This is a genomic window from Bacillus sp. EE-W1 (genome assembly GCF_009760835.1).
In the GTDB taxonomy this organism is placed as follows: Bacteria; Bacillota; Bacilli; order Bacillales; family Bacillaceae_G; genus Bacillus_A; species Bacillus_A wiedmannii.
The window spans coordinates 214,978-229,006 of record NZ_WIPE01000056.1; the positions used below are offsets into that span (position 1 = coordinate 214,978).

14 protein-coding genes are annotated in these 14,029 nt (G+C 34.2%); 10 read left to right on the forward strand and 4 right to left on the reverse strand.

Going from position 1 to position 14,029, the window contains the following annotated elements; genetic code table 11:
* Window positions 1-195: 195 nt before the first annotated feature.
* Window positions 196-1,443, forward strand: a complete 1,248-nt coding sequence (locus GFJ36_RS08730; protein WP_098082528.1) for a DUF4153 domain-containing protein — start codon at window positions 196-198, stop codon at window positions 1,441-1,443.
* A gap of 133 nt (window positions 1,444-1,576) precedes the next feature.
* Here GFJ36_RS08730 and GFJ36_RS08735 read toward each other — a convergent pair whose 3' ends face one another.
* On the reverse strand, window positions 1,577-2,533 hold the full coding sequence (locus GFJ36_RS08735) for an arsenic resistance protein (RefSeq protein WP_088063036.1): 957 nt from the start codon (window positions 2,531-2,533) through the stop codon (window positions 1,577-1,579).
* A gap of 445 nt (window positions 2,534-2,978) precedes the next feature.
* Between GFJ36_RS08735 and GFJ36_RS08740 the strand changes: the two genes are divergently transcribed.
* The 5 genes from GFJ36_RS08740 (at window position 2,979) to GFJ36_RS08760 (ending at window position 8,458) form a co-directional block, all read left to right on the forward strand.
* The gene (locus tag GFJ36_RS08740) at window positions 2,979-3,671 is read left to right on the forward strand and encodes an FMN-dependent NADH-azoreductase (protein ID WP_088063037.1); all 693 of its coding nucleotides are present in this window, start codon (window positions 2,979-2,981) and stop codon (window positions 3,669-3,671) included.
* Between the two features lie 235 nt (window positions 3,672-3,906).
* Complete coding sequence (brnQ, locus tag GFJ36_RS08745; protein WP_001284769.1) at window positions 3,907-5,262, forward strand: branched-chain amino acid transport system II carrier protein; 1,356 nt, start codon at window positions 3,907-3,909, stop codon at window positions 5,260-5,262.
* Between the two features lie 83 nt (window positions 5,263-5,345).
* Window positions 5,346-5,765 (forward strand): VOC family protein, encoded by a 420-nt coding sequence (locus GFJ36_RS08750; RefSeq protein WP_000750833.1) that lies wholly within the window; start codon window positions 5,346-5,348, stop codon window positions 5,763-5,765.
* 332 nt (window positions 5,766-6,097) lie between these two features.
* Window positions 6,098-7,747, forward strand: a complete 1,650-nt coding sequence (locus GFJ36_RS08755; protein WP_098230245.1) for a copper resistance CopC/CopD family protein — start codon at window positions 6,098-6,100, stop codon at window positions 7,745-7,747.
* Between the two features lie 90 nt (window positions 7,748-7,837).
* Window positions 7,838-8,458 carry a YcnI family copper-binding membrane protein gene (locus GFJ36_RS08760; RefSeq protein ID WP_097889390.1) on the forward strand — a complete coding sequence of 207 codons (621 nt, stop codon included), beginning with the start codon at window positions 7,838-7,840 and terminating at the stop codon, window positions 8,456-8,458.
* Window positions 8,459-8,581: 123 nt separating this feature from the next.
* Here the strand turns inward: GFJ36_RS08760 and GFJ36_RS08765 are convergent, their stop codons facing one another.
* Window positions 8,582-9,358 carry an alpha/beta fold hydrolase gene (locus tag GFJ36_RS08765; RefSeq protein WP_097889391.1) on the reverse strand — a complete coding sequence of 259 codons (777 nt, stop codon included), beginning with the start codon at window positions 9,356-9,358 and terminating at the stop codon, window positions 8,582-8,584.
* A 119-nt stretch (window positions 9,359-9,477) separates the two neighbouring features.
* Window positions 9,478-10,383 (reverse strand): DMT family transporter, encoded by a 906-nt coding sequence (locus GFJ36_RS08770; protein ID WP_000192802.1) that lies wholly within the window; start codon window positions 10,381-10,383, stop codon window positions 9,478-9,480.
* Window positions 10,384-10,480: 97 nt separating this feature from the next.
* Here GFJ36_RS08770 and GFJ36_RS08775 point away from each other — a divergent pair, with 97 nt between their 5' ends.
* The 4 genes from GFJ36_RS08775 (at window position 10,481) to GFJ36_RS08790 (ending at window position 13,283) form a co-directional block, all read left to right on the forward strand.
* Window positions 10,481-11,350: a LysR family transcriptional regulator gene (locus tag GFJ36_RS08775; RefSeq protein WP_097889392.1), complete on the forward strand. Its 870-nt coding sequence runs from the start codon at window positions 10,481-10,483 to the stop codon at window positions 11,348-11,350.
* Between the two features lie 120 nt (window positions 11,351-11,470).
* Window positions 11,471-11,902, forward strand: coding sequence for an Rrf2 family transcriptional regulator (locus tag GFJ36_RS08780; protein ID WP_097889393.1), 432 nt, complete (start codon window positions 11,471-11,473; stop codon window positions 11,900-11,902).
* 70 nt (window positions 11,903-11,972) lie between these two features.
* The gene (locus GFJ36_RS08785) at window positions 11,973-12,623 is read left to right on the forward strand and encodes a DsbA family oxidoreductase (protein ID WP_000216675.1); all 651 of its coding nucleotides are present in this window, start codon (window positions 11,973-11,975) and stop codon (window positions 12,621-12,623) included.
* 57 nt (window positions 12,624-12,680) lie between these two features.
* The gene (locus tag GFJ36_RS08790; RefSeq protein ID WP_001277030.1) at window positions 12,681-13,283 is read left to right on the forward strand and encodes a nitroreductase family protein; all 603 of its coding nucleotides are present in this window, start codon (window positions 12,681-12,683) and stop codon (window positions 13,281-13,283) included.
* A 151-nt stretch (window positions 13,284-13,434) separates the two neighbouring features.
* Here GFJ36_RS08790 and GFJ36_RS08795 read toward each other — a convergent pair whose 3' ends face one another.
* Entirely contained in the window at window positions 13,435-13,854 is a 420-nt protein-coding gene (locus GFJ36_RS08795; RefSeq protein WP_097889394.1) for a GNAT family N-acetyltransferase, read from the reverse strand.
* Window positions 13,855-14,029: the final 175 nt, after the last annotated feature.

Sequence of the window (14,029 nt, forward strand, 5' to 3'; positions counted from 1 at the left end):
ATAGGATATTTTTTTGAATAAGTAGTACTATATATTTTTATTTAAAATAAAATATACAATAAAAAAATCTTTGTAATTGATAAATATTTATTGTAAAACAATAAATTGTGTATTAAAATCAATATCATAATAAATCAGTGAGGTGCTTTTTATAGAAAGTTAACAACGCTGTTTTTTATTAGAGGAGGTAAAACTATGAACAATCACAATTTGATTATTAAAAATATGGATAACCCTCATGAGTTGGAGAGAATGTATAGAAAAGACCCGAAAGCTTTTAAAAAGTCATTCTCACAAGCATGGGATGAAAACCCTGATTCTCAGCTTCTAGCTGCTTGGTATGAAAGATTGAATTTCAAGGAGACGGCAAATAAAGAAAAAATATCGCTGTTTCAAAAAGGTTTCTTATTCATGGGCATGTTAGCTATTCTAGCTGGGCTAAGCACTAGAATCATTTTCCACTTTGTCGAGCAGGAAGCAATTGCTCCAATTAACTTGGCTTTTGGTGTAATTCCCTTTATTGCTGCTTATTTTATTTACAATAATACTCCGAAAAAAAGTATTATTTACTTACTTGCAGCGTTGTTCCTAATTGCCGGGTTGTATCTTAATATGTTGCCATTAAATTATAAAGACAGCAGTATCCTTGCGTATTTACATCTTCCTATAATGTTATGGGTCTTATTGGGACTTGCGTTTACGGGAAATGAATATTCAAAAGGTAGTACAAGATTAGCGTATATTAAATTTAATTTAGAATATGGTCTTCTCTACGCGAGTATGGCAGTGAGCGGAATGATACTAGCATTATTCACCATGCGATTATTTAGCTTCGTTGACTTGGATATAGGAGAGTTCTATTTTAGTAATGTTGTTTTATTTGGAGCTGCCGCTCTCGCTGTAGTGGCTGCATACTTAGTATCATTGAATCTTAAACTTGCTAAAAATATTACACCATACATATCTAAAATTTTTAGTCCGCTTGTCTTGATCACATTGTTTATCTATCTAATAACGGTAATTTGGGTCGGGAAAAATCCATTCTTGGACCGCAATTTCCTAATGGCCTTCAACGGAATACTCCTTGGTGTATTGGCTGTTACTATATTTTCTATCGTTGAGAGTGATTCAGACGAGAAAAAGAGCATTTCAGATTATATAAATTTTGCCTTAATTGTTCTGGCGCTTATTATAGACACTGTCGCATTGTCAGCCATTGTATTCAGACTTTCTTCTTACGGGATTACACCTAATAGACTTGCTGTTTTAGGCGTAAACATACTGATTTGGGCAAATCTCATTTGGATTATGTTTTCCTATATGCGTTTTCTACAAAACAAATCAGGACCGACAGCTATCCAAGATGCTGTTACGAAGTATTTGCCAATCTACGGACTTTGGGCAGCTTTCGTTATATTTACTTTTCCTATAATGTTTAATTAGAAAGGTTTTGTTAATGTAACGACAAGCTAATTTTCTATAACGTATAAAATCCTTAGAGCTGATAATTATCGTTACTTCTATAATTTCTCGACAATAAAAAAACGTCCTAAAGTAGGACGTTTTTTTATGTATATTACTGTTTTTTCTTAATAAGTAACAACACTTGTGAAACACAAGCAAGTACTGGCAGTTCAATCAACGGTCCAATAACGAGTGCAAGTGCGATAAGAGGCTCGTCCGGAAAAGCTGTTACAGCGATGGCGAGTGCAACAGGTGAGTTTCTTGCTAATGTTGTTAAGTTTAAACTTACTGTATCTTTATAAGATAAACGCATTATGCGTCCGATAAATTGTCCCAGTACAAAATTAATGATGAAGAACAATAGAACAGGAATGAGTAGTAATAAAACGACATTCATATTTTGTAGTAAATATTTTCCTTGTGATGCAAACATCGCTACGATTGCTAAACTTAAAAATACAATTTGAGCAGAGCTGAAAAACGGAATGAGTTTATTCTCGAGTGTTTCAGCTTTTTTCAGTTTATTCATAATGAATTTTGTAGCGTGTGCAAGTACAAATGGTAAGAAGATTACGATAACAATACTTTCTACTAAAACAGAAACCGCTACAGTCTTCATGACACCAGCAAATAAAAATAAATAAATGGGAAGGAGTAGTACTTGCAAAATTAAATTTACAGGCAAAATTGCAGTAGAAAGTGCTACATTTCCTTTCGCTATTTCAGTAAAGATTAAGTACCAATCTGTACATGGAGTAACCATTAACATAATAAATCCAACCCAAAGTGCTGGGTGATCTGAAAGAAATAGTGCTCCTAATCCCCAAGCGAGTAAAGGTGTCCATACAAAATTAATAGTAAGGCTTGTTCCAGCGAATTTTAAATTGCGGAATCCATTTTTTATTTCTTTCAATGGAATGCTGAGAAATAATCCATACAGCATGAAAAATAAGAAGGGGACAATAAATTGCTCTGCATACATATGTATCAAATTAAATTGTCCGAGTACGATGCCGCATGTAACAGCAAAAAGAATAATAAAAGTTTGAATCTTTTCTATAGTGCTCATGAGTAAATCCTTTCTAAATATGAATTGCCCTCTCAACATCCATTATACAAATAATAAAGTTACAATGGATGTTTTAATTGTATCGAGGTTTTTATTTTTAATTCGAGATATTATTTTTTATTTAAAGTTACTTGACTAAAGTAAGTGAAGTGTATTACAATCACTTACATAAGGTAATTAAATAACAAAAAGTATTAATTGTTTTACTTAAGGTATCAATTGGAACTTTTTATCCCGCATTAATGGGCAGTAAGACCCCCACCTCAGAATTCAGCGAAAGCAAAGAAGTTAGGCGGAGATCAACTGCCCATAAAAGCCCGATTGGTTCAACTAATAATCAGTGGGGAATGAAGAAATCCCCCACTGATTAAAGTTTCACTTTATTAGAATAAGAATTTTTATGATGATGAATAATGAATATGATAAGAAAGTTTAGGTGAAGAAAATGGGATTATTTAGCTCTTTATTTGGTAAAAAAGAAGAAAATACAAAAGTAGAGGGGAATAAAACAATGTCAAAAGTATTATTTGTAAAAGCAAACGATCGTCCAGCGGAGCAAGCAGTTAGTTCAAGAATGTATGAAACATTTGTAAGTGCTTATAAAGAAGCCAACCCAAATACAGAAATTACGGAGTTAGATTTATTTGCATTAGATCTTCCGTATTACGGAAATATCGCTATTTCAGGTGGATATAAACGTAGTCAAGGAATGGAGTTAACAGCAGAAGAAGAGAAGGCTGTAGCAACGGTAGATCAATATTTAAATCAGTTTTTAGAAGCTGATAAAGTTGTATTTGCGTTCCCACTATGGAACTTCACAGTACCAGCGCCATTAATCACATATATTTCATACTTATCTCAAGCTGGAAAAACATTTAAATATACAGCAAATGGCCCAGTAGGTTTAGCTGGCGATAAGAAAGTCGTTGTATTAGGTGCGCGTGGTTCAGATTACTCTTCAGAACAAATGGCTCCTATGGAAATGGCAGTTAATTATGTAACGAATGTGCTTGGGTTCTGGGGAATTACAAATCCAGAGACTGTTGTAATTGAAGGGCACAATCAATATCCAGATCGTTCACAACAAATTGTTGAAGAAGGTTTAGAGAACGTTAAAAAAGTAGCGGCGAAATTTTAATTGATAGTAAATGTAAAAAACCAACATGGATGACCATGTTGGTTTTTTAGTCTATTTCTATGTTAAAAAATGTATATTTATAAAATAAAAGAAAAGTTTGAAAATAGTATTGCAAAATATTATATGACAAACTATAATGAGTTCAAGAATAGTTGATAGTCGAATTTAATATTCAGAAAATTCAATTAGTTAAAAATGGAAAATGAGATAAGGAAATTTGAATGGGGGTTATATTATGGCGAATAAAGTACCGTTTTCGTTCATAGTAGTTATTGGATTAATGTTATTTGCACTATTTTTTGGAGCAGGAAATTTAATATTCCCAGCAATGCTCGGTCAATCGGCAGGAGAGAATGTATGGATTGCTAACGCTGGATTTTTAGTAACGGGTGTTGGATTACCATTACTAGGTGTACTGGCATTTGGTTTTTCGGGTAAAGATGATTTACAGTCATTAGCAAGTCGTGCACACCCAGTATTCGGGATTGTGTTTACAACAGTTTTATACTTAGCGATTGGCCCGTTATTTGCAATACCAAGAACAGGAAATGTTTCTTATGAAATTGGTCTTAAACCGTTTATGCCAGAAGGATTAGGTTCTACACCTTTAATTCTTTTCACAATTGTATTCTTTAGCATCACTTGTTTTTTTTCGCTAAATCCTGCGAAAATTGTCGATATTGTTGGAAAAATCTTAACGCCAATTAAGTTAACTTTCATTGGTATTTTAGTAATCGTTGCTTTTATACATCCGATTGGAGATATGCAAGCACCAGTGGAAGCTTATACATCACATGCATTCTTTAAAGGATTCCAAGAAGGATACTTAACAATGGACACGCTTGCATCATTCGTATTTGGAATCATCATCATTAATGCAATTAAAGAAAAAGGTGCGAAAACGAAAACGCAGATTATGATCGTTTGTGCAAAAGCGACAATCATTGCAGCATCTATTTTAGCAATTATCTATACAGCTCTTTCTTATATGGGTGCTTCAAGTGTTGCAAAGCTTGGACATTTAGAGAATGGTGGAGAAGTATTAGCAAAAGTTTCTAACTACTATTTTGGATCATATGGTGGAGTATTATTAGGATTAATGATTACAGTAGCGTGTTTAACAACTAGTGTGGGACTTGTATCAGCATGTTCTTCATTCTTCCATAAGTTATTCCCAAATGTTCCTTACAAAGCGATTGCAATCACGCTATGTGTATTTAGTGCAATTGTTGCAAACGTAGGATTAACACAATTAATCGCAGTTTCTGTTCCAGTACTAACAGCAATTTATCCACTAGCAATCGTATTGATTTTCTTAACATTCTTCCATTCATTATTCAAAGGAAGAGCTGAAGTTTATCAAGTGAGCTTAATCGTAACATTTATCATCAGCTTATTCGATGGATTAAGTGCAGCTGGAGTTAACATTGAAGTAGTAAGCCGAGTGTTCACTAAATTCCTTCCGATGCAAGAAGTAGGATTAGGATGGATCTTCCCAGCGATTATCGGTGGATTTATCGGATATGGCATTAGCGTGTTAAAAGCAAAAAATCAAGTTCAACCCGCTAGTGCGAATAAGAAAATAGGGTAAATAAAAAAGTTATAGAATTTGATTCTATAACTTTTTTTGTTACTATTAATAATGAAAGAAAATAAAGTAGTAGGGGAAATAAAATGAAAAAAACAATTGATCATATCGGCATCGCAGTTCGAGATATAGATAGTACGATACGTTTTTATGAAAAGGTGTTGTTAGGAACTTTAATAGATCGTTACGTAAGTGAAGCTCCTGGTGTTGAAAGCGAAGTAGCCATTCTTGAAGTGGATGGAGATAGAATTGAATTACTTGCGCCTACGAATAATACGACATCTCCAATAGCACGCTTTATTAAACAAAAAGGTAAAGGTGTTCATCACGTTGCATATCGTGTCGATGATTTAGATGTGGCCCTAGAAGAGCTAAAAGAACAAGGTATTCGAACGTTAGAGCATACACTTCGAATTAATAAGCACGGTAGAAGATTAATATATCTTAACCCAGCTGATACAGAGGGAACAATCATTGAGTATTGTGATTATCCAGAAGAGAAGTAAAGAAATTTTATGATAGAAGAAGGGTATTGCGTAATAACGTAATACCTTTTTTATTTATGTATTTCACACTTTCTTCACAAATGATTCACGATAACTTTTCTTCGTCAGGAACTTACATAAATATATTTTATGATATAATAACAATCGACTTTAAAAATGTAAGTTGTATCACTGAAGGTAGTTACTATTGTATTGGAAGTTTAGGGGTGAGAGAGAAATAAAGAGTTACACTGTGTAGAAACTTATATTTAATCAGGTTAATATTTCGCCGGAAAATTGAACTTGGGAAGTTAAAGGAATGAAAATATAGTGATGTGGAAGAAAGAAGTGAAATGGTTGTGAAAGTAATGAGAAGGTTAGGGGCATGGCTATTAATTGCATGTGTGCTTATTATATTGATACCAAAAAGGGCATCTGCTCATGCGTACATTGTGAAATCAAACCCTGCTGAAAATGAAACGTTGAAGAAAGCACCATCTGTAGTGAAAATTGAATTTGATGAGGATATACAAGTTTCGCATTTTAATACATTGTTTGTAAGAGATACCTCAGGTACAAGAGTAGATTTAAAAGATGCTCATATTGATAAGAAAAACAAAAAGTTATTAGAAGCAGGGTTAAAAGGAAATTTGAAAAACGGTCTCTACTCTATTCAGTGGAAAGTGATTTCTGCTGATGGGCATCCCATTCAAGGAGTTATTCCGTTCCGCATTGGGGCAGCAGAAGCGGGAGCAGACGACGTACAAGTAGAAGAGATGGGATATTTCCCGCAAATAGATATGATTATGGAACGTGGAGTACTATATACAAGTTTCTCACTATTTATAGGAGTGCTATTCTTTAATCTTATTATGTATAAAGGGAATGCAACCTCGGTTCGATCAAGGAGTAAGAACATAATATGGATCTCATTATTGGGTATATTGATTAGCTTATTATTCAATCTGCCATTGCAAGCGAAAATAAATGCTGATGTTTCATGGTTAGAAGCATTCGATCCATTACTATTAAAAGAAACATTACAGCTTTCTGTTTTTGGATATGTATGGATTACTCAAATGGTTCTTATTAGTTCGCTTATAATTGTTACTTATTTTGCGATGAAGCGTGAGAAGCTGTCGTCGTTTAAAGTATGGAGCATTCCGATAGTATTGTTTATTGGGATCCTTGTTATGAAAGCATTTAATAGTCATGCATATGGTTTAAAGTTTAAAGAGATTGCTGTCGTTATGGATTTTCTGCATTTATTTGCAGCATCATTATGGATTGGTGGTCTATCATCCATTATTCTTCTTTTACGTAAAGAGGATGACAAGTGGAGTATGTATTGGGATATGATTAAGCGTTTTTCGCCGTGGGCAACAGGTGCTGTCATCGTGATTTTAATAACAGGTCTTTTTAACAGTACATTCTTTATTCCAACTATCCACTCGTTATTTGATACGAAGTATGGATTAGCTTTATTAGCAAAGATACTTTTATTCATTTTCATGGGGATATTGGGAATTGTTCACTATGTGAAAGGGAAAATGAGAGCGGAGCAAGGATTAGGCGCTACGGTGAAAGTAGAGTTTATCATTGGAATTATCATTTTCGTCATCGTAGCTTTTATGACAAACGTACAAACACCACCGATGCCTCCTACTGGACCTTTTACAGAGAGTAAGCAATTAGATAATGGGTATGAACTTACTTTACATGTAAGTCCTAATAAAGTAGGACAAAATACATTCCATATTACTTTAAAGGATGAAAATGGCCAACCTGTTACTGATATGGAGCAAATTATTTTAACCACGCAATCATTGGATATGAATATGGGGAAGGGTTCATTTAAAGTTTCGGCCGTGTCACCAGGAGAATATGAAGCGGAAGGCATGTATATTAACATGACAGGAAACTGGAATATGCAAGTGCACGGATTAACAAAATCTCTTGATAGTTTTGATACGGATTATAAATTTATTGTAGGCGGCAGATAAAGTGAAACTTTAATCAGCCCTCATCAATCGGGTTATCCGGCGAATAGCCGGGATAAAGAGAAGGTATAGATAAAAAGGAGCTAATAGAAAATGAAACGTATAAAAAAATTTGGCACAACAATGATCGCAACAATAATTGCAATGGGGATTTTTTCGTTACCTGTTAGTGCGCACGTCACTGTGAAACCAGAAGCTTCGGACGTTAATTCTTGGGAGACTTACACGATAAAAGTACCAGTTGAGAAGAATGTAGCAACGACAAAAGTTACATTGAAAATACCGTCTGGAGTAGAGTTCCAACAGTATGAACCAGTGACAGGATGGAAAGTGGAAGAGCAGAAAGATAATGCTGGAAAAGTTAGAACTGTAGTATGGGAAGCAACAGGAGAAGGGATTTTACCCAGTCAGTTCCAGCGATTTACTTTCGTCGCTAAAAATCCGGATAAAGAACAAAAAATAGCTTGGGATGCATATCAACAATATAAAGACGGAGAAATTGTTGAATGGACAGGCGATGAAAAAGCTGAAAAACCACATTCACTTACTACAATTGCAAAAGGTATGTCATTAACAGGGGAACATGGTGAAGTGTCTCATGTAGAAAAAAATGAAGGTACTAGTAATTTGCAATTGATAGCGATTGTTTTATCTATTTTGGCGATTGTATCTTCGGTAGGTACGTGTGTTTTTGTAGTACGTCGTAAAAGATAAGTAAGATTGAAAGGTCTCATCGTAAATAATGAGACCTTTTTTATTACGTCTATGGATTAGTAAGAATGAGGATAGTGGCACCATTATAGTCACTGTATAATGAAATTTATTAATGTATGGAAATTAATTGACGATTATTAAGTCTTCCGGCAAAATATCATGTTCGAGCCAGTTTTCAATTAAAGTATTAAATAGTATGGGATTTGCCAAAGAGATTCCATGACCAATTTTAGGAATGATAATACCAGTACAATTCGTATTACTTTCAAGGATTTCATTCATCGAGTCTTTCATAATTCTTTTTTCTTTGTCTCCAACAGTTACTAATATATTAATACTAGCATCCTTGAAAACTTTTGGTATTGTAAACGACATGTTTTCTTCTAATATCCTTACAAATGTATTTTTACTTATTTGACAACTGTCATGATAATAGTTATCAAATTGTGTTTCATCTATGTACATTGATTTTGCTTGTATTTTGGAGAATGAATTACACTTTACTAGGAAGTAGGTTAAGCTAAGGGAGCTTAATAATGTTTTAGCGAAAGGAATTGGCTTAACTAATGCGCTATTTACCATAGCATATTGAATTAAGTTTGGTTTCATGCTGAGCATGGCAATTAATACTTGAGCGCCTAATGAAAAACCAATTACTATAACAGTTTTACCTCTTCCTTTTTCTTCAATTAGTTCTATGATTTTTTCAGCACTAAAGTTTATTGAGAAATGATCTTTACTTCTGTTTTTTCCTTGCTCAGGTAAATCAGGAACAAGGCAGTGAAAGTTAGTAAAATGTTTAATTTGTTTGTCCCACATCCAACCACTGACTCCACCCCCATGAATAAAAACCATAAGTGGAGAGCTTGAATCTCCAAATTCTTTATATTGTAACACCATATAATTCCTCCTTATGATTAGAATTGTTAGTCTATTCGTATATATTAGAAAAAATTCTTACTACTTAAATATCATCATACAATAAAAAAGAGCCTACAAACGTAGACTCTTTCTTATTTTTATTTCACTTCAACCTGCTGCCTTACAGCAAGTGTTTTCGGCTTTATATTTACGAAACAAATACTCACTACAATAAATAATAGTCCGATGAATAAGCTAATAGTAATGGCCTCATGTAAGAAAATTGAACTTACAATAATAGCGATTAGTGGAATGAGGAATGTATAAGCCCCAACTTTACTTGCTTCACCGGCTCCAACAAGAGTGAAGTATGCAAGCCATCCCATTGCAATAACAAAGAATGAAATAAAGAGTAGAACACTAACAAACGGTATACTCCAAGCAATACTAGACCAGCTTTCAAACTCTGATCCGAATCCAATTAAGCAAAGTCCGCCAATAATAAGCTGCAGTGTTACCATCCAAATGGAATTAACGCGGTGACCAGTCTTCTTAATAAATACTGTACCTAGTGCCCAGCCAATCGCGCATCCTATCGCGAGAAGGATTCCGATAATAGAAATATGTCCAGTTAAACTACTAGAGCTAATCACACCTACGCCAATAAATCCAAGAACAAGCCCGAAAATTTTTAAACCGTACATAGATTCTTCAAGCCAAATCCATGAGAAAATGCCGAGTAAAACTGGTTGTAGAAATACGATGGCGGAAAATAGCCCAGCAGGCATATATTGAAGGCCGACAGTTTGTAATCCGTAAAATATAATGATGTTAAGTAAAGAAGAAATAACGTATAAATGCCAAGTTTCTTTTAAGTGTAACTCTTTGTATTTCGGTAATGCGAAAAGAAGTAAAATGAATCCTCCAATTAAAGTTCGAACGCCTGCAAATAAAACGGGTGGTGTATAATGCAGGGCAAACTTAGATAAAGGCCAATTGATTCCCCACATGAAAACGAGAAAGGTAAGGATTATGGCCGTCTTAGTTCGAGAAAGCTGTGTCACGGTAAGACCTCCTTGTTGTTATTCATTTCACTATGATATGATATCGACTGTAATAAATAAAATGAATCTTTTTTATAAGGAGTATAAGTGATTAGTTATGACCATTACACAACTGCAAGTATTAATAAAAACTGTTGAGTTAGGTAGTTTTACGAAGGCTGCTCGGGTGTTAAATATGACGCAGCCAGCTGTAAGTCATGCGATTTCAAGTATTGAGTCAGAGTTAGGAGTTACGATTCTTATACGTGATAAACGAAAAGGGCTAATCGTTACGGATGTAGGAAACAGAATTCTTGTGCATATTAGAGAGATTTTGAACGGTGTAGAGAAGATTGAACAAGAAGTTGCGATGGAGAAAGGACACGAAGTTGGGACGATTCGAATTGGGAGTTTTCCGAGTGCTTCTGCACATTTCTTACCCAAAATGATAAACCTTTTTAAGGAGAAGTATCCGAACTTAGAAGTCGTTCTTTGTGAAGGAACGATTAAAGAAGTTGAAGATTGGTTAGTATCGAGGGTTGTTGATATAGGAATTGTCATTTTGCCTAATAAAGAGATGGAGATTGTCCCATTAACGAAGGGGAAAATGGTTGCTATCTTAAGAGATGATCATCCTCTTTGTAAGAAGGACTCTATTGTAATTAGCGATTTAGAGAATGAACCGATCATATTATGTAAGGGTGGATACGAACCACCCATTATTGATATGTTTAAACAAGCCAACGTACCACTTCGGGCTGAGTATGTAATATCGACCGTTACTACAGCTTTAAATATGATTCAAGAAGGGTTAGGTATTGCAATATTAGCCGAATTATCTTTAACGAATTTACCACAGAATGTGCAAACGAGAGAATTGGAACCACAAGTATGGAGAGAAATTGCTTTAGCTGTTCCTTCATTAAAGGATTCCTCAATCGCTGTGCAGCTATTTATTGAAGAATTTCAAGCGCTATTTGCAGAATAAAAAGAGGTGTCTCATATATCATAATGGGACACTTTTTAATTTGCTTATAAAAAATCTATGAAAAGGATTGACTTATCTTTTTGTTGTAACTATAATGATTACATCGAGGTGGTGATCACGATGAAAATTAGTAGCCGCTTTTCTATAGCTGTTCATATTTTATCTATTTTGAAAAACAATCCATCTTCACTTTGTACTTCAGACTATATAGCTGAAAGTGTAAACACAAATCCAGTAGTCATTCGTAAAATGATGTCGTACTTGAAACAAGCTGGTTTTGTATATGTAAATCGCGGTCCAGGTGGTGCGGGATTATTAAAGGATTTACATGAAATCACATTGTTAGATGTATACCATGCAGTAAATGTAGTCGAAGAAGACAAACTATTTCATATTCACGAGCAACCAAATCCAGATTGTCCAATTGGAGCAAATATTCAAGCGGTGTTAGAAGTTATATTAATACAAGCGCAATCCGCGATGGAAGAAGTTTTGAGAAATATTACGATGGGGCATTTGTTTGAAACTTTGCAAGAAAAAATGAATGCTTAAATCATATTTATATTTTTTTATTATTAATGTAACTGATTCGATTACAACTATAAAGGTAAGGTGTAAAAGTATGACTGTAAAAATGAAAGTATACTCAGATTTTATATGTCCATTTTGTTTTTTAGCAAAAGGTCCATTAGATGAAGTAGCGAAAGAGAAAGATGTAGAAATTGAATGGATGCCATTTGAATTACGTCCAAGTCCATATTCAAAAATAGATCCATGGAATGAGCCAGAAAAATTAGGCTCATGGGATGCTTTTATTCTTCCAACTGCGAAGAAGTTAGGAATCGATATGCGTTTGCCGCGTGTTTCACCGCATCCATATACACATTTAGCTTTCGAAGGATGTCAATTTGCGAAAGAACGTGGACTAGGAAATGAGTATCATCACCGCGTATTCACCGCATTTTTCCAAGAAGAGCAAAACATTGAAGATATTGATGTTTTAACAAAATTAGCGGTAGAAGTAGGTCTTCCTGAAGCTGAATTTAAAGATGCTTTAGTAACGCGTAAATATAAAGAAAAGCATCAAGAAGCAATTCAGCATGCATATGATGAAGCAAATATTATGGCTGTTCCAACTGTCATGATTGGAGATGAAGTCATTCAAGGGCTTGCTAGTAAAGAAACGCTACAAAGAGTCATCGATAAAGAAATTGAAAAGGATAAAACAAATTCATTTGAAGGTATGCAATGTAATACAGATGGATATTGCTAATTCGCTTGTTATGAAATAACAAAATAAATTATAAAACAAATATTTGGAGGAATTAAAATGTCAGCAACTACAACAAATTTAAAAGAAGCAATCGTGAACCGTCGTTCTATTCGTAAAGTAACAAAAAACGATGCAATTACGAAAGAAAGAATTGAAGAAGTTTTAAAAACAGCTTTACACGCACCAACATCTTTCAATATGCAAAGTGGTCGTATGGTTGTATTAATGGATGGAGAACATGAAAAGTTTTGGGATATTGTTAAAGAAACACTAAGAGCCCGCGTACCAGCAGAAAACTTTGAAGCGACTGTAGAAAGATTAAAAGGTTTCCATACAGGTGTTGGGACTGTGTTATTCTTTGAAGATCAAGCAACAGTAGAAAAAATGCAAGAAAATGCACCATTATATAAAGATCAGTTCCCATTCTGGTCTCATCAAGGAAATGCAATGTTACAGCATACTGTATGGATGTTATTATCGGCTGAAGGAATTGGTGCATCCCTGCAACACTACAATCCAATCGTAGATGCTGAAGTGAAAGAAACTTGGAACATTCCAGCAGAGTGGAGCTTAGTAGGACAAATGCCATTTGGTGAGCCAAATGAACAACCAGGAGAAAGAACTTTCTTACCTACTGAAGATGTAGTGAAATTTTATTAAGAAATTTAATATATAAAAAGTTAAATAAAAGGAGAGTACGTATTAGTCATATATGTACTCTCCTTTCGTATGCAATGTTAAACTCTTACTGCAAGAACGATTTCCTTCATATGAATCGAAGTTTTTCCTTACAATTAAAAATCTGTTATGTTTATTGTTTTGTAATGACAGTAAATATCCCCGTCATGTTTGGTGAGTAATCCTTAAAATCAAATTTTTCATAGAACGATTCTTTACCTTCTGATGCAAATAAACCGACAAACGCCTTATCAGGGGCATTCTCATGTAAGTATGCAACTAAACGATGCATGATTTCTTTCCCGATACCATGTTTCTGATAATCCGGATGAACTACTATATCTTGAATATAGAAATAGATAGATCCGTCACCAACAATTCGCCCCATGCCAATTATTTGTTTATTATCTTTCACTGTGATGCAGTGAATAGAATTCTTCAGTGAAGTATCTGCTACTTCAAAATTCATATAATCAGTCCATCCAACAGAATCACACAAATATTTGTACTCTTCTAATGTTGGAATGTTATGTTCAAACTCATATGTTTTCAAAATGTACCCTCCAAGCCCTTAAATTTAACAAGTATATACATTCGACATTTTTTTATCTTTTCCTCTTATGTAACTGAATTCCCTTTAGCTATTGAATTTCGTCCAGTTTCCGTATTTGTATTTGTGTTAATTAATAAGAGTTTAGGGGAAAAATATAAGAAATAATCGAAAGGGA